17 protein-coding genes are annotated in these 23,143 nt (G+C 72.9%); 12 read left to right on the top strand and 5 right to left on the bottom strand.

All coding sequences use genetic code 11. The annotated features are described in order from the left end of the window. Positions 1 to 50 precede the first annotated feature (50 nt). Positions 51 to 638, top strand: coding sequence for a G/U mismatch-specific DNA glycosylase (gene mug, locus PV364_RS02055; protein ID WP_319657803.1), 588 nt, complete (start codon positions 51 to 53; stop codon positions 636 to 638). Positions 639 to 650: 12 nt separating this feature from the next. On the opposite strand, the gene PV364_RS02060 is transcribed toward mug, so the two are convergent. Together PV364_RS02060 and PV364_RS02065 are read right to left on the bottom strand one after the other, a co-directional pair. Further along, positions 651 to 1,274 carry a hypothetical protein gene (locus PV364_RS02060; protein WP_319657804.1) on the bottom strand — a complete coding sequence of 208 codons (624 nt, stop codon included), beginning with the start codon at positions 1,272 to 1,274 and terminating at the stop codon, positions 651 to 653. 321 nt (positions 1,275 to 1,595) lie between these two features. Further along, positions 1,596 to 2,162 (bottom strand): cysteine hydrolase family protein, encoded by a 567-nt coding sequence (locus PV364_RS02065; protein WP_319657805.1) that lies wholly within the window; start codon positions 2,160 to 2,162, stop codon positions 1,596 to 1,598. A 337-nt stretch (positions 2,163 to 2,499) separates the two neighbouring features. Between PV364_RS02065 and PV364_RS02070 the strand changes: the two genes are divergently transcribed. The 4 genes from PV364_RS02070 to PV364_RS02085 all read left to right on the top strand — a co-directional run bounded on the left by PV364_RS02070 (position 2,500) and on the right by PV364_RS02085 (position 6,664). Continuing rightward, positions 2,500 to 3,600 (top strand): nitrous oxide reductase family maturation protein NosD, encoded by a 1,101-nt coding sequence (locus PV364_RS02070; protein ID WP_319657806.1) that lies wholly within the window; start codon positions 2,500 to 2,502, stop codon positions 3,598 to 3,600. Between the two features lie 154 nt (positions 3,601 to 3,754). After that, complete coding sequence (locus PV364_RS02075; protein ID WP_319657807.1) at positions 3,755 to 4,300, top strand: CGNR zinc finger domain-containing protein; 546 nt, start codon at positions 3,755 to 3,757, stop codon at positions 4,298 to 4,300. A 235-nt stretch (positions 4,301 to 4,535) separates the two neighbouring features. Continuing rightward, on the top strand, positions 4,536 to 5,555 hold the full coding sequence (locus tag PV364_RS02080; RefSeq protein ID WP_319657808.1) for an alcohol dehydrogenase catalytic domain-containing protein: 1,020 nt from the start codon (positions 4,536 to 4,538) through the stop codon (positions 5,553 to 5,555). 164 nt (positions 5,556 to 5,719) lie between these two features. After that, positions 5,720 to 6,664: a lactate/malate family dehydrogenase gene (locus PV364_RS02085; protein WP_319657809.1), complete on the top strand. Its 945-nt coding sequence runs from the start codon at positions 5,720 to 5,722 to the stop codon at positions 6,662 to 6,664. A gap of 175 nt (positions 6,665 to 6,839) precedes the next feature. Here PV364_RS02085 and PV364_RS02090 read toward each other — a convergent pair whose 3' ends face one another. Next, the gene (locus tag PV364_RS02090; RefSeq protein ID WP_319657810.1) at positions 6,840 to 7,250 is read right to left on the bottom strand and encodes a hypothetical protein; all 411 of its coding nucleotides are present in this window, start codon (positions 7,248 to 7,250) and stop codon (positions 6,840 to 6,842) included. 282 nt (positions 7,251 to 7,532) lie between these two features. Here PV364_RS02090 and PV364_RS02095 point away from each other — a divergent pair, with 282 nt between their 5' ends. Further along, positions 7,533 to 8,300, top strand: a complete 768-nt coding sequence (locus PV364_RS02095) for an NPP1 family protein (protein WP_319657811.1) — start codon at positions 7,533 to 7,535, stop codon at positions 8,298 to 8,300. A gap of 70 nt (positions 8,301 to 8,370) precedes the next feature. Here PV364_RS02095 and PV364_RS02100 read toward each other — a convergent pair whose 3' ends face one another. Next, the gene (locus tag PV364_RS02100; protein ID WP_319657812.1) at positions 8,371 to 9,228 is read right to left on the bottom strand and encodes an aldo/keto reductase; all 858 of its coding nucleotides are present in this window, start codon (positions 9,226 to 9,228) and stop codon (positions 8,371 to 8,373) included. 170 nt (positions 9,229 to 9,398) lie between these two features. Between PV364_RS02100 and PV364_RS02105 the strand changes: the two genes are divergently transcribed. Beyond that, positions 9,399 to 10,274 (top strand): LysR family transcriptional regulator, encoded by an 876-nt coding sequence (locus PV364_RS02105; RefSeq protein ID WP_319657813.1) that lies wholly within the window; start codon positions 9,399 to 9,401, stop codon positions 10,272 to 10,274. Positions 10,275 to 10,357: 83 nt separating this feature from the next. Beyond that, a complete protein-coding gene (locus PV364_RS02110; RefSeq protein WP_319657814.1) occupies positions 10,358 to 10,744 on the top strand; it encodes a TraR/DksA family transcriptional regulator in 387 nt (128 codons plus the stop codon). Between the two features lie 139 nt (positions 10,745 to 10,883). On the opposite strand, the gene tkt is transcribed toward PV364_RS02110, so the two are convergent. Beyond that, a complete protein-coding gene (gene tkt / locus PV364_RS02115) occupies positions 10,884 to 13,106 on the bottom strand; it encodes a transketolase (protein ID WP_319657815.1) in 2,223 nt (740 codons plus the stop codon). A 263-nt stretch (positions 13,107 to 13,369) separates the two neighbouring features. On the opposite strand from tkt, the gene PV364_RS02120 reads away from it, so the two are divergent. The 4 genes from PV364_RS02120 to PV364_RS02135 all read left to right on the top strand — a co-directional run bounded on the left by PV364_RS02120 (position 13,370) and on the right by PV364_RS02135 (position 22,999). Beyond that, positions 13,370 to 15,862: an excinuclease ABC subunit UvrA gene (locus PV364_RS02120; RefSeq protein ID WP_319657816.1), complete on the top strand. Its 2,493-nt coding sequence runs from the start codon at positions 13,370 to 13,372 to the stop codon at positions 15,860 to 15,862. Between the two features lie 142 nt (positions 15,863 to 16,004). Further along, complete coding sequence (gene poxB, locus PV364_RS02125; RefSeq protein ID WP_319657817.1) at positions 16,005 to 17,744, top strand: ubiquinone-dependent pyruvate dehydrogenase; 1,740 nt, start codon at positions 16,005 to 16,007, stop codon at positions 17,742 to 17,744. 363 nt (positions 17,745 to 18,107) lie between these two features. Continuing rightward, positions 18,108 to 18,950 (top strand): phosphotransferase, encoded by an 843-nt coding sequence (locus PV364_RS02130; protein ID WP_319657818.1) that lies wholly within the window; start codon positions 18,108 to 18,110, stop codon positions 18,948 to 18,950. 329 nt (positions 18,951 to 19,279) lie between these two features. After that, positions 19,280 to 22,999: a S8 family serine peptidase gene (locus tag PV364_RS02135; protein ID WP_319657819.1), complete on the top strand. Its 3,720-nt coding sequence runs from the start codon at positions 19,280 to 19,282 to the stop codon at positions 22,997 to 22,999. The last annotated feature ends 144 nt before the right edge of the window (positions 23,000 to 23,143 follow it).

The following is a 23,143-nucleotide window of genomic DNA, read 5'->3' on the forward strand; positions in this document are numbered from 1 at the left end:
GTCCGTCCCCGCCCCGGTCATGCGCGTGAGCACGAGTACAAGGAGGACGGATGGCGGACGCATCTGCGCCGGCGGTGGCACCCCAGGGCCCGGCCCGCACGGGCCGGCTGTCGGACCTGATCGCCGACGACCTGCCGCTGCTGCTGGTGGGCATCAACCCCGGCCTTTCCTCGGCCCGGGCGGGGCACCATTTCGCCACCCCGGGCAGCCGGCTGTGGCCGGCGCTGCACCGAGCCGGCTTCACCCCGCGGCAGCTCACCGGCCAGGAGGACACCGAACTGCTGCGGTACGGCATCGGCCTCACGTGCATCGTGCGCCGGCCGACCGTCCGGGCGGCGGAGCTGTCCCGGGCCGAGCTGGTGGCGGGCGGACGGACGCTGCGCCGCCGGGTGCGCGCCCGCCGCCCGGTGTGGCTGGCGCTGCTGGGCGTCACCGGCTACCGCGCGGCGTTCGGTGTGCCCGACGCCGTGGTGGGCCCCCAGGAGGCGACGATCGGCGGGACCCGGATCTGGGTGCTGCCCAACCCCAGTGGGCTGAACGCGCATTACCCGCCGGCCGCCCTCGCCCGCGAGTTCACCCGGTTGCGCCTGGCGACCGGGATGCCGGACCTGTCCGGCATCCCGATCGACACCGCGTAAGGGACACACCCGTCAGAGGCGGTCGGCGACCTTGCGCGCCAGATCCGTCAGCGGCTGGGCCTGCTCCTGCCCGTCCTCGAGGCGTACCAGCCGGATCGAGACCCACTGCTCGCCCACCCGCAGGAAGACCTCCCCGTCCGCCAGGTACGCCTCGTCACCGACGTCCTTGAGCGGCTTCAGCGCGTCCCCGTGGATCTGGTGCTCGGCGTCGTAGTAGTTCTTGCCCGACTCGCCCGTGTACACCTCGACCTGCCCGGTCGGGCCGTCGGGCGGCGCGGTGTAGGTGCAGGTGTCCCCGATCGCCCTTCCGTGTCCCAGCGGCATGCCGGCGAGCTGGTCGGCCTCCAGCTGGGTCACCAGGGAACAGGGGTCGTCAGACGCCGCGGGGGTCGAGGGAGACGGAGTCGACGCCTGCCCGTCGTCCGGCTGCGACGTCCCCGGAGCCGCCCCGCCCCCCGCGGGGGTGCTCGCGGCGGGCGCGCTCGGCTTGTCGCCGGCGTCGGTCGCCGCGTCCTGGCACCCCTGAAGCGCCAGCACCAGCAGCACCGCGACCGGCGCCCCCAGCAGTGCGCGACGCCTGCCGCTCAGCGATCCGGTCCGCGTTCGGCCACGGGTCCGGGTATGGGTGTTCAACATCGATTCGGTCCCCCCAAGATTCCGTTGTTCGTCCCCGCCCGGCACGATGGCCCGCGCAGGTGAACCTACAGACGTACCGAATCGGCCATGGGGTTTCAGCCGAATCGAGACCGCGCGTCGGAGGCACTCGGGCAGCGCACGCCACGCCGTTCCCGCCCCCGTACGGGAACACTCCGCCCAATATGACGTATCGTCAGTTCGCTGGGCGACCGGCCGAACGGACCGTCCCGAACGGTGCCGGGGCGTCCGGGAAGGGGTGGGCGAGGCCCCGCCGGTCTCCCGGTGGACGGAAGCCGCGCGAGGACCCGCCCCCCACCCCGCTCAGCCCTCGTCGGCCGCCGCGAAGGTGACGTCCGCCGTGTCGACGGTCCCACCCCGGCGGCCCGGGGCACTCTGCCACTTCCAGTACAGGTTGGTGTGCGCGACGACCTGCTCCGGCGTGGGCGCTCCGTACGCGGTGAGGTCCTCCGTAGTGTGCGCGTCGCCGACCAGCGTCACGTCGTAGCCGCGGACGAGGCCGCCGTGGAGGGTCGAGCGGATGCACGCGTCGGTCTGGGCGCCGGTGACGACGAGACGGCCGACCCCGCGCTCGGCGAGCAGCGCCTCGAGATCCGTCTCCTCGAAGGAGTCGCCGTACCTCTTGTGGACGAGGGGCTCGGCGTCCGCGCGAACGAGCTCCGGCACGTACTGCCACGCCTCGCTGTCCCGCTTGAGGCCGTCGTCCGAGTGCTGCACCCAGATGACGGGCACGTCCTGCGAACGCGCCGCGCCGACCAGGGTGTTGATGTTGGCGATCACCTCGTCGCGCCGGTGGGCACCGTCCACCACCCCGTTCTGGACATCGATGACGAGGAGCGCGCTGTTCGGCCGATCGGGCAGGGTCGTCATGAGGGGGACCTCGGTTTCTCGTCGCGGACCTGTGTCGGCTCTCACACTAGAACGGGCCACTGACAAAGCCTCCGGCGGAACGAACGGAGCCGGCCCGGCGCGCGGTCCGCGGGCGGGGTAAATCGCCCCGCCCTGCCGCTCCTTGACGGACCGACGGCCGAGCGCGCGGTGCCGTCCGCCACGCCCTGGGACCCGGTCGTGATCCGCCCCGGCATCGGAGGTGGCCCGATCCGGGCCCGTGCACTGCCCGGACCCTCTCCAGTGGCGAGGCTCCATAACCCTCCATAGCGTCTGTTTTCGACGGCTCACCCAGGTCAGCGGAAAGCAGGTACGCGTCATGAAGCATCCTCGGTCTCTCCGAGCCGTTGTGGTCACGGCGACCGCGGCGACGCTCGCGGCGGGCGCGGTCGGCTGCGGGAGCGGCAGCAGCAACGTCAGCGACGTGCACAAGGTGAGCGCCCACACCGTCCATTCGGGGGAATCGATCCAGGCGGCGGTGGACCAGGCGGCACCCGGGGACGTCATCGACATCGAGGCCGGCACGTACAACGGGAGCGTGCAGATCTCCACGCCCCGGCTGACGCTGCGCGGCGCGGGCACCGCCACCGTCATCATGCCGAGCAAGACCGGCAAGGAGAACGCCTGCGCCAAGGCGGGCGAGGGTCTGTGCATCACGGGGTCGGCGAAGAAGAAGGCCACCGACGTGCGGCTGGAGTCGCTGACGGTGACCGGGTTCAAGACCAACGGCATCCACGCCACCCAGGCCGACGGCCTGCAGGTGGTGAAGGTGACGTCCCGGGACAACAAGCAGCAGGGCATCCTGCTCGAGAAGTCCGTTCGGGGGCAGTTCACCGGCAACACCTCGACGAACAACGGCGAGTCCGGGATCTTCCTCGCCAACTCGATGAACACCGAGGGCGGCGCCCTCGACACCCAGGGCGCGGTCGTCAAGGACAACACCCTGAACGGGAACCGGATCGGTGTCACGCTGCGCCGGGTCCGCAACGTCTCCGTCGAGCACAACACGATCAGCGCCAACTGCGGCGGCATCTTCGTGGTGGGCGACGAGGGGGTTCCCCGCGGCGGCGCACTCACGGTCAGCCACAACACGGTCACCAAGAACAACAAGTACTGCCCGGCGACCGCCCGCCTCCCCTTCATCCAGGGCGCCGGCATCGTGCTCACCGGCGTGGAGAAGACCGTCGTGACGGACAACGACGTGCGCGGCAACACCGGCAAGTCGCCGATGTCCGGGGGCATCGTGCTCTTCAAGAGCGTGGTGGGCAAGGCCAACACCGGCAACGCCGTCCACGACAACGTCGTGCGCGGCAACCAGCCGGCCGACCTGGCCAACCGCGACACGGCGGGGACCGGCAACACCTTCACCAACAACCAGTCCGAGACCTCGGAGCCGCGGGAACTGCAGGCAATGCACTGACCCCGCGGCAGCACTCCCGGCGCGCGGCCCCCACGGTGACGGGGTCGCGCGCCGTCACACCGCCCCCGTAAGGGCATCCCCCGGAATGACCATGTCGGTGTAGGGTGTGCCCATGCCCTCCAGGACGCCGCGCGCCGCCACTCGGGAAGACTCCGTGCCCGAGACCGCCGCCGCCCTGGTCGACCTGCTGAACTCACGCCCCTACGCCGGCATGCCCGACAAGCTCGACACCCCCGGATCGGCCACGGCCGTGCTGCGCCCCTTCGGGCAGGAGGACGACGACGCCCCCTCGCCGCGTCGCGTGGAACTGGTCCGTGCCGTGCGTGACGACCTGATCGCCCTGGCCGAGCACCACGATCCCGACGACTCGGCGGCCGACTGGGCGGCCTTCTCGGGTCGCGTGTCGTCGATCGCCTTCCAGCAGGACTTCTCCGTGCCCGGCACCGTCTCCATGCGGCAGACCTCCGGCGATCCCGTGGTCGGCCGGATCACCCTGGCCGTCGCCGAACTCGTCGACGCCGGCACATGGTCGCGGCTGCGCCTGTGCGCCAGCGAGATCTGCCGCGAGGTCTTCTACGACACCAGCCGCAGCCGCACGCGGCGCTGGCACTCGTACGAGGTGTGCGGCAACCGCGCCAATGTCGCGGCGTACCGGGCCCGCACCGGCGCTTCCGCCCCGGCGGGCGACGCCGCTCACTGACGGTTCCCCGATCCCGGCCCCCGCGGGGCCGGGACTCTCCCACGCGCGCCGTGCGGCGCGCCGTGCCGCCGCCACAGCTCCCGCCGCCACCCCGGGCCACCCCTCCCCACGGAAACATGGCCTATTTCATATAGACCTTTACATCGATATCGTCGCGATGTTAGCGTCGTAAGCGTCATTCATTGAAAGCCGCTTACCCGAGGTGCTGCTCACCCGCGCGCCCTTAAGGAAGAACATGTCCGTGTATCGAGCCCTCCAGGTGTCCGGATCCGGCGACTTCGCCTTCGTCGAGCGGGAGGTGACCGAACCGCTGCCGGGGCAGGTGCGCCTGCGCGTGGAGGCCTGCGGGGTCTGCCACTCCGACAACCTCGCCGTCGCGGGGGCGGTGCGGCCGGACCCCTCCGTGCCGATCGTCCCGGGCCACGAGATCGTCGGCGTGATCGACGCCGTCGGCGCCGGCGTGACCGCCTGGCAGGTCGGCGACCGGGTCGGCGTCGGCTTCCTCGGCGGCCCCTGCCACACGTGCGACTCCTGCCGCCGGGGCGACTTCGTCAACTGCGCCGCCCAGCCGACCACCGGCACCACGACGGACGGCGGCTACGCCGAGGTCGCGTACGCCCGGGCGAGCGGCCTCGTGCGCATCCCGGACGGCATGTCCTCCCTCGACGCCGCCCCGCTGCTGTGCGCCGGCCTCACCGTTTTCAAGGCGCTCCAGCAGATCGGCGCCCGGCCCGGGGAACTGGTCGCGGTGCAGGGCATCGGCGGCCTCGGCCACCTCGGTGTGCAGTACGCGCGCAGCCTCGGCTACCAGGTCGCCGCCATCGCCCGCGGCACGGAGAAGGCCCCGCTCGCAGCGGCGCTGGGCGCGGAGCACTACATCGACAGCCTGGCCACGGACCCGGCCCAGGCCCTGCGGGAGCTCGGCGGAGCCGCGGCGATCATCGCCACGGCCGCCAACAACGCCGCCATGGGCCCGCTGGTCGGCGGGCTGGCGCCGCGCGGCCGCCTGATCATCGTGGGCGCGGGCGGCGAGCCCGTCCCGGTCGACCCGGTCGCGATGATCTTCGGCACCCGGACCGTCACCGGCAGCCTGACCGGCTCGCCGATCGAGAACGAGGACAACCTGCGCTTCGCCCTGCGCCAGGAGATCCGGTCGATGAACGAGGTCATGCCCCTGTCGGAGGCCCCGAAGGCCTTCGCGCACATGATGTCCGGCCGCGCCCGCTTCCGCGTCGTCCTCGACACGCGCGGCTGACCCGCCGAACGACCACGGCACCGCCCCCGGCCGACGCGCCGGGCGGCGGTGCCTGCGCGTTCACGACGCCGCGGCACCGGTTCCCGCCACCGGATGCGCGGGCCGGTCGCCGCGATGATCCTGGACATGGATCCGCCGCACCCCACAGACGAGGACTGGTCCCCATGAAGGTCGGCATCGTCGGAGCGGGCTCCGTGGGAGCCGCCACCGCTCTCTGCCTGGTCGAGCGGGGCGGTATGTGCCGGGAGATCGTCCTGGTCGACCGCGACACCGGACGGGCCGAGGGCGTCGCCGCCGACCTGCGCTACGCCGCCCCGCTCTCCCCCACCGTGCGGGTGCGCGCGGGCGGCTGGGCGGACCTGTCCGGCGCCACTCTCGTGGCGATCACCGCGGGCGTCAACGAACGCACCGGCGGCGCCACCGACCGCGCGGACCCCGAAGGGCGGCTGCGCCTGCTGGACACCAACACCACGGTGTTCGCCGACGTCGTGCCCCGCGTCGCGGACGTGGCGCCGGAGGCGGTCCTCATGGTCGTCACCGACCCTCCCGAGCCCCTCGCCGAGGTGACACGGCAACTCGCCGGGCACGACCGGGTCTTCTCCACCGGGACGCTCATCGACAGCCTCCGCTTCCGCGTCCACCTGGCCGACCGGCTGCGGGTGAAACCGGCCGACGTGCAGGCGATGGCCGTCGGCGAGCACGGCACCTCGGAGGTGCTGCTGTGGTCCTCCGCCACGGTCGGCGGGATCCCCGTCGCGGAGATGCTGCGGCGGTTCGGCTCCTCGGTGGCCGAGGCACGCCCGCGGATCGAGGACGCCATCCGGTACGCGAACATCACCATCATCGAGGGCACGGGCGCCAGCCAGTTCGGCATCGGCGCCGTCTCCGCCCGCCTCGTCGAGGCGGTGCTGCGCGACGAGGGCGCGGTGCTCCCCGTCGCCGCGCACTCCGCCGCGTACGGGACGACGCTCTCACTCGCGGCGGTGCTGGGCGCCGAGGGGGTGCGCGAGGCGTTCGAGCCCGCCATGGACGAGCAGGAGCGCGAGGGGCTGATCCTCAGCGCCGCCGTCCTCCGCAAGGCTGCGGACCGGGCGCTGAGCCTGCTGTGACCGCGGGCGCTTCCCGTGCGGGCCACGGGACCACGCCCGTGCCGCCCGCCGCCGTACCGCGCTCCGGCGCGGAGTGGTTGACGCACCGCGCGCCGATGCCGAACAGGACGCGCGGCGCCGAAGGGTGACCGCGGGGTCCTCCGCCCGGAGGGCCCCGCGGTCACCTGTGAGGGCGTCAGCCCAGCGCCTCCTCGAAGCTGCTGTGACCCGTCGCGGCCACGAGCGACGCGCGGAGCGCACGGCAGCCGCGCTGTGCCGCGTCGTCGAGGTCCGCGGCGGAACGCGGCTGCTGGTCCGGGTGCTTCTCGGCCCATTCCGCCAGCGCGATGGTGAGCTGCGCCTGCGCGCCGACCTTCGAGCCGACGCTCTTCACGTCCGGCTCCACGTCCTTGAGGAACGCGCAGAACGCGGCGCTGTCGACCGGATTCCCGTCCTGCTCCGGGGCCTTGGACACGTCGCTGCCCGGCGCGCCGCCATCGGTGCGCGACGCGGCGGAGGACGGCGCGTCCACCGCTTCGGACTTCCCATTGCCCCCGCACCCGGTCACCAGGAGCACCAACAGGGCAGCGGACACCGCATACTTCATGACTCCCCCTCCCGCCCGGACGCCCCCACGGCATCCGGCGGCCGGAGCCTAGTGACCTGCCGGCACGGGCGTCCCGCCTGCGGCGCGGACGTGCCGAACGGTGACACACCCGCAGTCGCCGGGTGACATACCGCAGGTCACGGCCGGCATCCCGGGTATTGGCTGACCCTTCATCACGGTGACACCCGGCAAGGCTCGATGCGTCAACACGGTTCGACAAAGCTGATCCGGGCATGTCAATTGGGCCGCGCACCCCCCGCCGCGGCCGACCAGGAGGACGCAGTGAAGAAAAGCCCCCGGATCCGCAGAGTCTCCGTCGTCTTCGGCGGCGCCGCCGCGCTGGTGCTCGCCCTGCCGGGCGTGGCTTTCGCCGCCCCGCCGCCGGCCCTCCCCGCCAACGCGGACAGCTTCGAGCAGGGCTTCGAGCCCGCCTTCGACTACGACACCGACGGCTGCTACTCCTCGCCCGCCATAGGCCGGGACGGCACGATCAACCCGGGCCTCAACCCGACAGGCGCCCTCAACGGCAACTGCCGCGACGCCTCGGACCTCGACAACACCAACGGCTACTCGCGCTACAAGTGCAACAACGGCTGGTGCGCGATCATTTACGGTCTCTACTTCGAGAAGGACCAGGCCGTCCCGGGCATCAGCCTCGGCGGCCACCGCAACGACTGGGAGCACGTCGTCGTCTGGACGCAGAACAACCAGGCGAAGTACGTGGCCACTTCCGCGCACGGCAACTTCAACGTCTACAGCGCCGACCAGGTCCGCTGGGACGGGACCCACCCCAAGGTCGTCTACCACAAGGACGGCGTCGGCACCCACTGCTTCCGGCTCGCCAACACCAACGACGAGCCGCCGGAGAACCACTACCACACCTGGCAGTACCCGACCCTCGTCGGCTGGAACGGCTACCCCGCGGGCCTGCGCGACAAGCTCAGCGCGTACGACTTCGGCAGCGCCGTCTTCGGCCTGAAGGACGGCAACTTCAACGCCCACCTGGCCAAGGCCCTGCCGGCCGGGGTGCCGTTCGACCCCAACGCCTGATGACGCACGCCGGGGACGGGACGGCGCTCACGCCGGCCGCCGTCCCCTCCCCGGCCCTTCCTGCGGAAGGTCACGCCACGTCGAGCGCCGCGAACTCCTCCGCGGTCAGAGCGAGTTCGGCGGCGGCCACCGAGTCGCGGATGGTCTCCGGCCGGCTGGACCCCGGGATCGGTACGACGACCGGGGACTTGGCGAGCATCCAGGCCAGGCACACGCGCTGCGGGCTGACGCCGTGCGCCTCGGCGACCTCGGCGAACCGCGCGTAGGCGGACCCCAGTTCACGGGCCTGCGAGATGCCGCCGAGCGGGCTCCACGGCAGGAACGCGATCCCGAGCTCGTCGCACAGGCGCAGCTCCGGCTCGCTGGAGCGGAAGGCCGGGGAGAACTGGTTCTGCACCGAGACCAGGCGGCCGCCCAGGATCTCGTTCGCCAGCCGGATCTGCTCCGGGTTCGCGTTGGAGATGCCGGCCATGCGGATCTTGCCCTCGTCGAGCAGGTCGCGCACCGCGCCGACCGAGTCGGCGTACGGCGTCTTCGGGTCGGGGCGGTGGAACTGGTACAGCCCGATCGCCTCCACACCCAGGCGGCGCAGGGAGTCCTCGCACGCCTGCTTGATGTGCGCGGGCGAGCCGTCCAGCGTCCAGCGGCCGTCGCCGGGGCGCAGGTGACCGCCCTTGGTCGCGACCAGCACCTCGGAGCCGCGCCCGTGCGAGGCGAGGGCCTTGGCGATCAGCGCCTCGTTGTGGCCGACCTCGTCGGCGTGCAGGTGGTAGGCGTCCGCGGTGTCGATCAGCGTCACGCCGGCGTCCAGCGCCGCGTGGATGGTGTCGATGGACCGTGCCTCGTCCGGCCGCCCCTCGATCGACATGGGCATCCCGCCCAGGCCGATCGCGCTGACCTCGATGTCACCGATGCGGCGAGTCTGCATGTGTCCGTGACCTTTCCCGACGTGCGTCCCAGCCGGTGTGCCCGGCTGGTCGTGCCGGCACGACCGGAGATGTCCGCGGCCGGGCCGGCACGCCACACAGCCTGACCGCATCCGGGCCGACACGTCCAACAGGAGAAAGCGAACACATTCAGGAGTTACGCTTCTGAATCATGGAACTACGGCATCTGGAGCACTTCGTCGCGGTGGCGGAGGAACACCACTTCACCCGCGCCGCCGAACGGCTGATGATCTCCCAGTCGGGGCTGTCCGCGTCGGTGCGCGCCCTGGAGCAGGAGCTGGGCGCGCCGCTGTTCGTGCGCAGCACCCGCAGCGTGGAGCTGACCGCCGCGGGCGAGGCGCTGCTCGCCGAGGCCTCCCGTGCCCTGTCCAGCGTGCGCGCCGCCAAGGAGGCGGTGGACGCGGTGCAGGGCCTGATGCGGGGCGTCCTCACCATCGGCACCGAGCAGTGCGTCGCGGGAGTGGACCTGCCCGCCCTGCTCGCCCGCTTCCGCTCCCGGCACCCCGGTGTGGAGATCAGGCTGCGGCAGGCCGGGTCGGCGGCGCTGGTCCAGGACATCACGACGGGCCGGCTCGACGTGGCGTTCACCGCGCTGTGCGGTGAGGCCCCGGAGGGGGTCCGCTTCCAGCCGCTGACACGCGCCCCGATGGTGGTGCTCTGCCACCCGGACCATCCGCTGGCCGGAGCGGGGAAGGTGGACTGGGACGAGCTGGGCGGCGAGGTGTTCGTGGACTTCCACCCCGACTGGGGGGCGCGCGGCCTGAGCGACCGGGCGTTCGCGGCCAACCTCGTGCACCGCCGGGTCGCCCTGGAGGTCAACGACGTGCACAGCCTGATCGACCTGGTGCACCACGGGCTGGGCATCGCCGTCGTACCGCTGCCGATCGCCCGCAAGGACCACGCGGCGGGCCTGCGCACCGTCGACCTGGTGGGCGCCGAGGACCACCAGTGGGAGGTCTCGGCCGCCCTGCCGAAGGCGGACCGGGTCAGCCCGGCCGCCCGCACCCTGCTGTCCTACCTGCCCTGAAGCCGCCCGAACGCGGAACCGCGAGAACGTGACACCGCTCGACACGAGAACGCGGAGCCACTGAGACGACGACGGAGACACCCATGGCCTCTCCGGAAGCACGGCCCGGTCCCGGCCCGCGGGCCGTGACCGCCGAGGACCGCCGGCGGGTGCGCGCGGCGCTCACCGCCACGGCCTGCGCCGCCCGGGAGGCGCTCGCCGAGACAGCGCGCGACCACGCGGGGCTGGCCGACGACTGCGTCCTCGACGCGGCCGACGAGGCGGAGCGCACGGCGCGGTCCCAGTCGACCGCCGACCGCGCGGAGCACGCCCGCCAGGAGTTGCGCCTGGCCCGCGAGGCACTGAGCCGGCTCGACGGCGACGACTACGGGACGTGCGTCTCCTGCGGGCGGCCGATCGACAGGGAACGCGTGCTGGCCCTGCCCCTCGTCCGGCACTGCATCGACTGCGCGGCGGCCGCCCGGCGCTGAGGTGCCCGGGCGGGCCCGACACGCCGTCCTGACCAGCGCGGACGTAAACTGGCAGAGCCCGCCCGGCCGGTGTGCGGTCCTCGGACCGCATGACGGCGCCGGCTGGGCGAGCTCCGGCGTAGGCCTGTTCCCGGGCGGGTCAGCCGCGGTCGGCGGTCCCGCCCCCGGTCGGGGCCGAGGTGTGCTGGACGCCGCCGGGCCGCGGGGGACGCCGGGTGTCGTCGGCGCTGCGCCGTGCGGCCTCGGCGACGGCCTCGGGCGTGATCCCGAACTCCTGGTAGATCCGCTCGTAGTCGGCCGACGCCCCGAAGTGCTCCAGGCTCACGATCCGTCCCGCGTCGCCGACCACCTCGCGCCAGCCCTGCCCGACCGCGGCCTCGACGCTCACCCGGGCCCGGACGGCCGGCGGCAGGACCTCGTCCCGGTAGGCCTGTTCCTGGGCGGCGAACCACTCCCGGCACGGCATCGAGACCACCCGCACGGTGCGGCCCTCGGCGGTGAGCAGGTCGGACGCGGCCAGGGCGATCTGCACCTCCGAGCCGGTGGCCACCAGGATGACGTCCGGTTCGGCCCCCGGTCCCCGGTCGGCCAGCACGTAGCCGCCTCTGGCGGCGTCGCGGGCGGGGGCGAATCCCCCGTCGGGACCGCGGTCCAGGACGGGGAGGTTCTGCCGGGTGAGGATCAAGGCGGCGGGCCGGTCCTTGTGCTCGAGGACGGTGTGCCAGCACACGGCGGTCTCGTTGGCGTCGGCGGGACGCACCACGTCGAGGCCGGGGATGGCGCGCAGCGCCGCCAGGTGCTCGACGGGCTGGTGCGTGGGACCGTCCTCGCCCAGGCCGATGGAGTCGTGGGTCCACACGTAGATCGTGGGCAGCTTCATCAGGGCGGCCAGCCGCACGGCCGGGCGCATGTAGTCGCTGAAGGTCAGGAAGGTGCCGCCGTAGGGGCGGGTGAGGCTCTGCAGGGCGATGCCGTTGAGGATCGCGCCCATCGCGTGCTCGCGGATGCCGAAGTGCAGGGTGCGGCCGTAGGGGCCGCCCTTCCACATGTCGGTCTGGTGCTCGGGCGGCAGGAACGACGGCTCGCCCTCCATCGTGGTGTTGTTGCTCCCGGCGAGGTCGGCCGAGCCGCCCCACAGCTCGGGCAGCACCCCGGCGAGCGCGGTCAGCACCTTCCCCGACGCCTTGCGGGTGGCCATGCCCTTCTCGTCGGCCGGGAACTCCGGGATGGCGTCGGCCCAGCCCTTCGGGAACTCCTGGGCCCGCAGCCGGCTCAGCAGGCGGTCGTGGTCCGGATGGGCCGCGCGCCAGGCCTCGAACCGCTCCTGCCAGCGCTCGTGCTCCTGGCCGCCACGCTCGCGGACCGCCCGGGCGCGCTCCAGGACGGCGTCCTCGACAACGAAGTCCCGGCCCGGGTCGAAGCCCAGGACCTGCTTGGTGGCGGCGACCTCCTCGTCGCCCAGGGCGGAGCCGTGCGCCTTGCCCGTGCCCTGCTTGGTGGGCGCCGGCCAGCCGATGACGGTGCGCAGCACGATCAGTGACGGGCGGTCGGTCTCCCGCTGCGCCGCGCCGACGGCCGTGAGCAGCGCGTCGACGTCCTCGACGTACTCCCCCGTGCGGGTCCAGTCGACCGTCTGCACGTGCCATCCGTACGCGGCGTAGCGGGCGGCCACGTCCTCGCTGAAGGAGACGTTGGTGTCGTCCTCGATGGAGATCCGGTTGGAGTCGTAGAAGACGACGAGGTTGCCCAGGCGCTGGTGGCCGGCGAGCGAGCTGGCCTCGGAGGTGACGCCCTCCATGAGGTCGCCGTCCGAGGCGATCACGTACACGTGGTGGTCGAACGGGCTGGTGCCGGGGGCCGCGTCGGGGTCCAGCAGTCCGCGCTCGCGGCGGGCGGCCATGGCCATGCCGACGGCGCTGGCCAGGCCCTGGCCCAGCGGGCCGGTGGTGATCTCCACGCCCCGGGTGTGCCGGTGCTCCGGGTGGCCGGGGGTCGCCGAGCCCCAGGTCCGGTAGGCCTCCAGGTCGGAGAGCTCCAGCCCGTAGCCGGACAGGTACAGCTGGATGTAGAGGGTCAGGCTGGAGTGCCCGCAGGACAGCACGAAGCGGTCCCGGCCGAGCCATTGGTCGTCGGCCGGGTCGTGCCGCATGACCCGCTGGAAGAGCAGATAGGCCAGCGGGGCCAGGCTCATGGCCGTGCCGGGGTGGCCGTTGCCCACCTTCTGCACGGCGTCCGCGGCGAGCACGCGGATCGTGTCGACCGCCCGTACGTCCGTCGCGTCCCACCCCGCTTCCGCCGCCACCGGGGAGGAAAGGTCCCGGTCCCGCTCGAAGACCGTTCCCCCGGACTGCCGGCTGGTCATACCACCACTCCCTCGCTCACTGACGGACTCCCGCGGGGGCGGCGCCGCACCAACCGCCTCCTGGACGACGCGTACCCCGGCATCACGGCCGAAACGTCGGCTCCTTCCATATGACGTGAGGATCCGGCCCCGCGCGACCGCGCGTACCCCGGCCGGTGCCGGGTCTGCGGGCGGACGGCGGCGGGCGCACACTGAGGGGGCGGGAGCGGCCGGACGCGGCCCGGTGCAGCCTCGCGCAGCCGGACGAGGATCCCCGGAGGGGCATGAACAGCACGGCCCACGACCCGTACATCCGTGTGCGCGGCGCCCGTGAGCACAATCTGCGGAACGTCGACGTGGACATCCCGCGCGACGTCCTCGCGGTCTTCACCGGAGTGTCCGGGTCGGGCAAGTCCTCGCTGGCCTTCGGCACGATCTACGCGGAGGCGCAGCGCCGCTACTTCGAGTCGGTCGCCCCGTACGCCCGGCGCCTGATCCACCAGGTGGGCGCCCCGGCGGTCGACGAGATCCTGGGCCTGCCGCCGGCCGTCGCCCTGGAACAGCGCCGCGGCTCCGCCACCTCGCGCTCCTACGTCGGCACCGTGACCACGCTGTCCAACACGCTGCGGATGCTCTTCTCCCGTGCCGGGCGCTACCCCGAGGGCGCGCCGCGGGTGGACTCCGACGCCTTCTCCCCCAACACCGCGGTGGGTGCCTGCCCGGTCTGCCACGGCCTGGGCCGGGTGCACCGGGCCACCGAGGAACTGATGGTGCCGGACCCGTCGCTGAGCATCCGGGAGGGCGCGATCGCCGCCTGGCCGGGCGCCTGGCACGGCAAGAACCTGCTGGACGTGACGCGCACCCTCGGCCACGACGTCGACCGGCCGTGGCGCGACCTGCCGCGCGCGGACCGGGACTGGATCCTGTTCACCGACGAGCAGCCCGTGGTGACGGTGCATCCGGTGCGGGAGGCGGGCCGTATCCAGCGCCCGTACCAGGGCACCTTCCAAAGCGCCCGGCGGTACGTGCTGCACACGTTCGCCGACTCCAAGAGCCAGGCGCTGCGGGCCCGCGCGGAACGCTTCCTGGAGAGCTCGCTCTGCCCGTCCTGCGGCGGCAGCCGGCTGCGCCCCGAGTCGCTGGCCGTCACCTTCGCCGGGCGGACCATCGCCGAACTCAACGCCCTGCCGCTGGCGGGTCTCGCGGAGGCGCTGCGGCCCGCGGCGCTCGGCCGGGTGGACGACCTCCCCGAAGGGCCGGAGCGGCAGATCGCGACGACGCTCTCCGCCGATCTCGTGACGCGCGTGGAGGTCATCACGGAACTGGGCCTCGGCTATCTGAGCCTGGACCGGACGACCCCGACACTGTCCCCCGGAGAGCTGCAACGGCTGCGGCTGGCGACGCAGTTGCGGTCGGGCCTGTTCGGGGTCGTGTACGTCCTGGACGAGCCGTCGGCCGGGCTGCACCCGGTCGACACCGAGGCGCTGCTGACGGTGCTGGTGCGGCTGCGCGAGGCGGGGAACACCGTGTACGTCGTCGAGCACGACATGGACGTGGTGCGCCGCGCGGACTGGGTCGTCGACGTCGGGCCGCGGGCCGGCGAGCACGGCGGCCGGGTCCTGCACAGCGGCCCGGTGGACGCGCTGGCGTCGGTCGGGGAATCCGCCACCCGCCGCTTCCTGTTCCCGTCCGGGCCCGACCCCGCGGCCGGGCGCACGCCGCGCGAGCCCGCGGCCTGGCTGCGGCTGGAGGGCGTCACCCGGCACAATCTGCGCGGCTTGGACGTCGAGCTGCCGCTCGGGGTGTTCACGGCCGTCACCGGGGTGTCGGGCTCGGGGAAGTCCACGCTGGTCGGCGTGCTCGGCGCCGTCCTGACCGAGCACCTGGGACCGGACGGCGGCGGCGCGGAGGACGCCGGGGACGAGAGCGGCGAGGCGGAGGGCGGCCCCGCCGACCCCCTGACCGGCGTCACGGCCCACGGGGTGGAGACCGTGGACCGCCTGGTGCTCGTCGACCAGAAGCCGATCGGCCGCACGCCGCGCTCCAACCTCGCCACCTACACGGGGCTGTTCGACGCCGTGCGCAAGCTCTTCGCCGCCACCGAGGACGCGCGGCGGCGCGGCTGGAAGGCGGGCCGCTTCTCCTTCAACGTCACCGGCGGGCGCTGCGAGACCTGCCAGGGCGAGGGCTTCGTCGCCGTGGAACTGCTCTTCCTCCCGGGCACGTACGCGCCCTGCCCGGTCTGCCACGGCGACCGCTACAACGAGGAGACGCTGGGCGTCCGTTACCGGGGGCGGAACGTCGCCGAGGTCCTGGGCACGACCGTCGACGCGGCGGCCGAGTTCTTCGCCGACGTCCCCGCGGTGGCGCGCAGCCTGCGCACCCTGCGCGAGGTCGGTCTGGGCTACCTGCGGCTGGGGCAGCCCGCGACCGAGCTGTCGGGCGGCGAGGCGCAGCGCATCAAGCTCGCGTCGGAGCTGCAGCGCGGCCGCCGCGGCCACACGGTGTACCTGCTGGACGAACCCACGACGGGGCTGCACCCGGCCGATGTGGAGCTGCTGATGGGGCAGTTGCACGGGCTCGTCGACGCGGGCCACTCCGTCTTCGTGGTCGAGCACGAGATGGGCGTGGTCGCCGGCGCCGACTGGGTGGTCGACCTGGGCCCCGGCGGCGGTGACGCCGGCGGCCGCGTCGTCGCGGCGGGGCGGCCCGCGCAGGTGGCGCGGGCGCCGGGGAGCCGGACGGCGGAGTACCTGGCGCGCCGGCTCACGGGCTGACGGGCGTGGGGCTCCGGACGACGCCGCGCCGTGCCGTGCCGAGTCGTGTCGGACACCTTCACACCATCCGATATGACACAGAATGTTCCGGTGTTCTGCGGGCGATACGACGTCCGCCGTCCGACCCCCTTGGAGGACCGGTATGGCTACCACCGTCGCGGACGTCATGGTCGCCACCCTGGCGGCCTCCGGGGTGCGGCGCGTCTACGGCCTGCCGGGTGACTCCCTCAACGGCTTCACCGACGCCCTGCGCCGCAACGCCTCCGTCGGCTGGGCCCACGTGAGGCACGAGGAGGCCGCCGCCTTCGCCGCCGCCGGCGAGGCGGGCGTCACCGGCCGGCTCGCGGTCGCCGTCGGAAGCTGCGGCCCGGGCAATCTGCACCTGATCAACGGCCTGTTCGACGCGCAGCGCAGCCGCGTCCCGGTACTGGCGATCGCCGCGCAGATCCCGCGCGTCGAGATCGGCGGCGAGTACTTCCAGGAGACCCATCCGCAGGACCTGTTCCGCGAGTGCAGCGTCTACTGCGAGACGGCCTCCACCCCGGAGCAGGTGCCCCGGCTGCTGCGCATCGCGATGCGCGCGGCACTGGAACGCGGCGGCGTCGCGGTCCTCGTCGTCTCCGGTGAGCTCTTCCTCGCCCCCGCCTCGCAGTCCGGCGCCCCGCGCCCGGTGACCGGCACGCACACGCACGTACGCCCGGACGACGCGGCCCTCGCGCGCGCCGCCGAGGTGCTCAACGCGGCGGAGCGACCGGCGATCCTGGGCGGCGCGGGCTGCCGCGACGCCCACGACGAGGCGGTCGCGCTGGCCGACGCCCTCAAGGCGCCCATGGTGCACTCGCTGCGCGGCAAGGAGTATTTGGAGTACGACAACCCCTACAACGTGGGGCTGACCGGCCTCATCGGCTACAGCTCCGGCTACCGCGCGATGGAGCACTGCGACGCGCTGCTGATGCTCGGCACCGACTTCCCCTACCGGCAGTTCTACCCGGGGGCCGAGGTGCCGGTCGTCCAGGTGGACGTGCGCGGCGAGCACATCGGGCGGCGCACCGAGGTGGAGGTACCCCTCGTCGGCACCGTCAAGGACACCGCCGCGGCCCTGCTGCCGCTGCTCCGGCCCCGGACCGACCGCTCCTTCGCCGACCGGATGACCGGCCACTACCGTGGCGTACGCGCCCACCTCGGCCACCTCGCCGAGGGCGGCACGTCGGACGGGCCCATGCACCCGCAGCACGTGGCGGCCGCCGTCGACCGGATCGCGGGCCCCGACGCTGTCTTCACCGCGGACGTCGGCACCCCCACGGTCTGGGCGGCCCGCTACCTGACGATGAACGGGCGGCGCCGGCTCGTCGGCTCCTTCAACCACGGCTCCATGGCCAACGCGCTCCCCCACGCGATCGGCATCCAGGCCTCCCACCCCGGCCGGCAGGTCGTCGCCTTCTGCGGCGACGGCGGCCTGACGATGCTCCTCGGCGAGCTGATCACCCTGCGCCAACTGGACCTGCCGGTGAAGGCCGTCGTCTTCAACAACAGTGCCCTCGCCTTCGTGGAGCTGGAGATGAAGGCCGCAGGTTTTGTGAACTACGGCACCGGACTCGACCACGTCGACCTCGCCGACGTCGCCCGCGCGGCCGGCCTCTTCGGCGCCCGCGTCGACCGCGCCGACCAGCTCGGCGACGCCCTGACGGCCGCATTCGCCCACGACGGCCCCGCCGTGATCGACGCGCGCACGGCCCGCCACGAGCTGTCCATGCCGCCGAAGATCACCCTCGAACAACTCAAGGGGTTCACGCTCTTCGCGACCCGCACCATCCTGTCCGGCCGCGCCGACGAGATCGTGGAACTCGCCAAGACCAACCTGCGCGAACTCAAGATCGGCTAGGCCGACGCTGCCCGGCCGGTGAGTGCGGACGCCGGGCGTCCGCCCGAGAGGAGCACCCTCGCGTCCAGTGCCGTACGTCGCGGCTCGGTTGTCGTGTCCAGGGTCCGGGTGATCGCCAGCGGTGGAGCGAAATGGCCGCGCGCCGACGGCACTGTTCGTGTCAGGCTGCTCGGCATGTCCGGTCGCGCACGAGTTCCGGAGTGATGGCGGAGGCCTCGGCGCATCTCGTGTCGCCGGACTTGGAGCAGGCGCAGGTATGCGTATGCGGTCGGATCATGGAGGTCCTGCCCGAGACGGCCGACGTCGCGCCCGGCATCGCCGCCCATGTGGCGCGCCACCGCTGCGAGCAGTAGGAGCCAGGGAATGGAGCCATGGGAACTTTGCCGAGCGGTCGAGGCAGGAAGAGCGACCGCTTCGGAGTCGGGCCTTCGGGTCGATGATGTGGTCGTCATCCACAACTCGGACCGTGTCGCACTGCGCCTGCTCCCCTGCGACGTTCTCGCTCGGGTCGCGCCGTCGGGGCATGTGCCCGATTCCGAGTTCGAAGTGGCGGTTGCTCGCCGTCTCGCGGACGCCGACGCTCCGGTCGCCGAACTCGACCCGCGGGTCGACCCCCGAGTCCATGTGCGTGACGGCTTCGCCATCTCGTTCTGGACCTACTACGAACCTGTGGCATCGCAGATCACGCCGGCCGACTACGCGGACGTCCTCCTGCGGCACCATGCCGCCCTGCGCCGGATTGATCTGCGGGCACCGCATGTCACCGACCGGGTCGCCGCGGCCCTCGGAGAGGTGAACGACCGTGAGCGATCCCCGGAGTTGCCCGATGCGGAGCGGCAACTCCTCAGGGACACCCTCAGTGGACTGAGCGTCGCGATCAGCGTCGACAGCGCCCGCGACCAGCTGTTGCACGGCGAGCCCCATCCGGGCAACCTCCTCAACACGAAGAGGGGGCCGCTTCTCGTCGACCTCGCCACGTGCTGCCGTGGGCCGGTCGAGTTCGACCTCGCCCATGCGCCCGAGGAAGCGGGAACCCACTATGCGGGGGCTGACCAGGGTCTGATCCACCGGTGCCGCGCCCTCAACTGGGCTTTGTTCTCGGTCTGGCGCTGGCGCCGGGACGACCAAATGCCGGACCGGGACAGCTGGAGGGTGGAGGGGCTCCACCGGGTTCGTGCTGCCCTCGATCGCTGCGGACTGGGCTGAACTCCCAGCGGTGCGACCGCCACCCCGGTCGCCGCCGCCAGCTCCCGGCACGCGGGCGCGACCGGCGGGGGTCGAGGGATCCGCGCATCCGCGCACCGGCGGCCGACTCGCGCGCCCCACGCGGCACTCCCGGCCCACGTCCCCCCATTTCCACAGGGGTTCGGCCTCCGTAAACCCGTTCGACGCCGTTGTGTGCGTGGGAAAGATCACCTCGCAAGGCCGCGCCGCCCCCGGGGATTTCGCGGCAGGATGCGGTGCCTCCCCACCCGGGTGGTCTCGACAAGCCGGCGGGGCTACCGGCCCCCTGGAAGAACCGCAAGGAACGTCCCTTGAGATCATCACCGAGACGCTGGAGCGTGCTCGCCGTCGCCGGCGCCGCCGTTCTCTCCCTGGCACATCCCGCCACCGCGTCCCCTGATTCCCCAGAATCCGCCTCCTCCGCCGCCACCCCGGCACGGAACAACGTGCCGCCCGGCACCCACACCGTCACACTGATCACCGGCGATGTGGTCACGACCCGTCAGTCCTCCGGCAACGGCAAGGGCGGCACGGTCGACGTGCGCACCGCGACGGGCCGACCCGCCGAGGCGCGTGTCATGGAGTCCGGCGGGGACCTGTACGTCTTTCCCTCCGCCGCACTGCCCTACGTGGCGGCGGGCACGCTCGACCGGCGCCTGTTCGACGTCAGCGACCTGGTCGCCGACGGCTACGACGACGCCCACCGCGACCGGCTGCCGCTGATCGTCTCGTACACCACGGCCGCCGCGGGCCTGCGCGCCACGGCGCCCCCCGGTGCGGCCCGGGTCAGGGACCTGAGCAGTGTGCAGGGCGCCGCCCTCACCGAGGACCGCGACCGCTCGGCCGACTTCTGGCAGGCCGTCACCGCGGCGCCCGCGAACGGTGCGAGGGCGGCGGCCAAGAGCGGTGCCCCGGCCTTCGGCGCCGGCATCGCGCGCATCTGGCTCGACGGCAAGGTGAAGGCGGACCTCGCCGACACCACCGCCCAGATCGGCGCGCCCAGCGCCTGGGCGGAAGGGGACACCGGGCAGGGTGTGGACGTCGCCGTCCTGGACACCGGCATCGACGCCGGGCACCCCGACTTCGGCGGGCGCATAGCCGGCACCGCCAGCTTCGTCCCCGACGAGGACGTCACCGACCGCAACGGTCACGGCACCCACGTCGCGTCCACCATCGCGGGCACCGGAGCGGCCTCCGGCGGCAAGGAGCGAGGCGTCGCCCCGGGGGCGGAACTCCACATCGGCAAGGTGCTGTCGGACACCGGCGGGGGCCAGGACTCCTGGGTGCTGGCCGGCATGGAGTGGGCCGCGGTCGACCAGCACGCCGACGTCATCAGCATGAGCCTGGGCAGCAGCGCCCCGTCGGACGGCACGGACCCCATGAGCGAGGCGGTGAACCGCCTCAGCGCCCAGACCGGCGCGCTGTTCGTCATCGCCGCCGGCAACTCCGGTGCGCCCAGCACGATCAGTTCGCCCGGCGCCGCGGACGCCGCGCTGACCGTGGGCGCCGTCGACTCCGCCGACGACGTCGCGTTCTTCTCCAGCCAGGGCCCGCGGGTCGGCGACGGCGGCCTCAAGCCGGAGATCACCGCCCCCGGTGTGGACGTGCTCGCCGCGCGGTCGCAGTACGCCCCCGAGGGCGAGGGCAGCTACCAGACGCTGAGCGGCACCTCGATGGCGACCCCGCACGTCGCCGGCGCCGCGGCCCTGCTCGCCGCCGCGCGACCCGGCCTCACCGGCGCCCAGCTGAAGGACCTCCTGGTCAGCAGCTCGAAGCAGACCCCGCTGTACGACGCCTTCCAGGCCGGCAGCGGCCGGGTCGACGTGCCCGCGGCGCTGCGTGCGGGCGTCTTCGCCTCGGCGACCGCGTTCGCCGGGCAGGTGGCGCAGGGCGGCACCGGGGCCGTGCAGCGCCCGGTGACGTACACCAACACCGGCGACTTGGCCGTCACCCTCGGCCTGTCGGTGCAGGCGCCGAACGCCCCCGCCGGCCTGTTCCGGATCTCGGCCTCCCAGGTCGTCGTCCCGGCGCACGGCACCGCCGAGATCACGCTCACCATCGACGCGTCCAAGGCCGCGGGCAACAACCGCTGGTCGGGCCAGGTCATCGCGACCGACGCGTCCGGGGCCGTCGCCGCGCACACCGCGGTGTCCCTCGGTGACGTGGCGCACAAGCTGACCGTGCTGCTCAAGGACGCCCACGGCAACCCCATGTCGGGCGTGGTCGAACTGCTCAGGTCCGGTGAGTTCGGTCCCGAGTTCTGGGTCGTCGACGAGTCCGGCGTCCTGGAGACGTTCCTGCCCGAGGACGTGTACTCGGTGCTGTCCTTCAAGGACGTGGAGGGCGTGCACGGCCCGCACTCGCTGGGCATGGCGCTGCTGGGGGACCCCGAGGTCGTCATGGACCACGACACGACCGTGACGCTGGACGCGCGCAAGCTCCGCCGGGTCGACATGACCACACCGCGGTCGACCGAGACGACCTACCAGCGCCTGGAGTACAACCGCGCGATGGGCGGCGGTACTTGGCGCGACTACATGGAGACCCAGACCAGCTACGACAGCCTCTGGGCCCAGCCGACCACCCACGACGTCAAGCACGGCGACTTCTACCTCGGCGCCCGCTGGCGCAAGGAGCAGCCGGTGCTCGCCGTCTCCACCCCCAGCGGCGCCTTCACCGACGTCCTGCGGCAGGACGGCGTCACCCCGCTGGCCAAGGGCCACTACCGGCTCCCGCTCGTCGCGGCGGGGGACGGCGCGGCCGCCGACTGGGCGAAGGTCGACGCGCGCGGCAAGGCGGTGGTCGTACGCCGTAACGACTCCGTCGGCGACGCCGAGCAGGCGGCGTCCGCCGCGAAGGCCGGCGCCAAGCTGCTGCTCGTCGTCAACAACCAGCTCGGCCGCCAGATCCGCAGCTACGGCCCCGACTGGGACACCGCCGCAAGCCTCGACGTCGCGCTGCTCAGCACGGACGAGGGCGAGCGGCTGCTGCGGCAGGCCACCGGGCGCGGAGCCGTCCTCACGGTGGACTCCCAGCCCGACAGCCCCTACGTGTACGACTTGATGTGGACGTGGCACAACCGTGTCCCGGCCGACCTGGTCGTCAAGGGCGGCTCGAAGAACCTGGCCCGCGTCGACGTCACCTTCGACAGCCCCGACCCGTCGCTCGGCGGCGGCGAGTGGCGCTACGACTGGCCCGTGTACTCGAACTGGGGCATCGGCCTGACGATCCGGGAACCCATGAACAGCCGCCGCGTCGACTGGGTCTCCACCGGCAGCGGCTACTCGTGGGGGCAGGAGGCGTACGTCGACGGCCTGATCTACGAGATCGAGCCGCGCACCACCTACCGGCCGGGCAGCTCGCACACGCAGGAGTGGTTCAAGCCGGTCGCACGGCCGTACCTCGACAACAACTACAAGCTGCCCACGCGCAGCGGGAGCCGGCTCAACCTCGACGTGCCCGGGTGGGGCAGTTCGGACCACGTCGGCATGTCCATGGACTACGACCGCATGCGGCAGTCCCTCACCCTCTACCAGGGCAGCACCCGTCTGGCGGTGGGCTCGTACACCACGGTCGCGGCCGACGCTCCCGGCGCCGGCCGCCTGCCCTACCGCCTGGTGCTCGACGGCGGCCGGGACGCCACGGTGAGCCCGTACTCCGCCACGACGCACACCGAGTGGGGGTTCGACTCCAAGGCACCCACCGGTGACGAGTCCGCCGTCCTGCCGCTGATCCAGCTCGACTACGGCATCGCCACGGACCCGGACGGCCGCGCCGACCGCCACGCCGCGGTCACGGTCTCCGCCGCGCACCTGCCGGGTGCCGCGGGAGCGGGCACGATCGCCCCCGTCACGGTGGAGTTCTCGTACGACGACGGCCGCACGTGGCGGAAGGCGACCTGCGGTCACGACGGCCGTTTCGCGCTGTCCGCACCGAAGCAGGCCCGCTTCGTCTCCCTGCGGGCCACCGCCCGCGACTCGGCCGGAAACACCGTCACCCAGTCGGTGATCCGCGCCTTCGGTCTGCGCTGACGGACTCGCCCGTACGGGCGTCGGCACGACAAGTCGCTTGTATTCAGACGCACTTGGCCGACGCCCGTACGGCGAGCACTCCCGAGCGGTACCGTGACCGCGGGCCGGCAGATGCGCGCTCCCCCGTCCGTATCTGCCGGCCCG

The sequence above is a fragment of the Streptomyces sp. MI02-7b genome (assembly GCF_033793585.1).
Taxonomy (GTDB): domain Bacteria; phylum Actinomycetota; class Actinomycetes; order Streptomycetales; family Streptomycetaceae; genus Actinacidiphila.

What these genes read in the sequence shown, in the direction of transcription:
- PV364_RS02105 (WP_319657813.1), top strand. Translation starts at nt 9,399, where the DNA reads ATGGAACTACGGCATCTGGAGCACTTCGTCGCGGTGGCGGAGGAACAC.
- PV364_RS02090 (WP_319657810.1), bottom strand. Translation starts at nt 7,250, where the DNA reads ATGAAGTATGCGGTGTCCGCTGCCCTGTTGGTGCTCCTGGTGACCGGG.
- mug (WP_319657803.1), top strand. Translation starts at nt 51, where the DNA reads ATGGCGGACGCATCTGCGCCGGCGGTGGCACCCCAGGGCCCGGCCCGC.
- tkt (WP_319657815.1), bottom strand. Translation starts at nt 13,106, where the DNA reads ATGACCAGCCGGCAGTCCGGGGGAACGGTCTTCGAGCGGGACCGGGAC.
- PV364_RS02065 (WP_319657805.1), bottom strand. Translation starts at nt 2,162, where the DNA reads ATGACGACCCTGCCCGATCGGCCGAACAGCGCGCTCCTCGTCATCGAT.
- PV364_RS02080 (WP_319657808.1), top strand. Translation starts at nt 4,536, where the DNA reads ATGTCCGTGTATCGAGCCCTCCAGGTGTCCGGATCCGGCGACTTCGCC.
- PV364_RS02120 (WP_319657816.1), top strand. Translation starts at nt 13,370, where the DNA reads ATGAACAGCACGGCCCACGACCCGTACATCCGTGTGCGCGGCGCCCGT.
- PV364_RS02070 (WP_319657806.1), top strand. Translation starts at nt 2,500, where the DNA reads ATGAAGCATCCTCGGTCTCTCCGAGCCGTTGTGGTCACGGCGACCGCG.
- poxB (WP_319657817.1), top strand. Translation starts at nt 16,005, where the DNA reads ATGGCTACCACCGTCGCGGACGTCATGGTCGCCACCCTGGCGGCCTCC.
- PV364_RS02100 (WP_319657812.1), bottom strand. Translation starts at nt 9,228, where the DNA reads ATGCAGACTCGCCGCATCGGTGACATCGAGGTCAGCGCGATCGGCCTG.
- PV364_RS02060 (WP_319657804.1), bottom strand. Translation starts at nt 1,274, where the DNA reads ATGTTGAACACCCATACCCGGACCCGTGGCCGAACGCGGACCGGATCG.
- PV364_RS02130 (WP_319657818.1), top strand. Translation starts at nt 18,108, where the DNA reads ATGGAGCCATGGGAACTTTGCCGAGCGGTCGAGGCAGGAAGAGCGACC.
- PV364_RS02110 (WP_319657814.1), top strand. Translation starts at nt 10,358, where the DNA reads ATGGCCTCTCCGGAAGCACGGCCCGGTCCCGGCCCGCGGGCCGTGACC.
- PV364_RS02085 (WP_319657809.1), top strand. Translation starts at nt 5,720, where the DNA reads ATGAAGGTCGGCATCGTCGGAGCGGGCTCCGTGGGAGCCGCCACCGCT.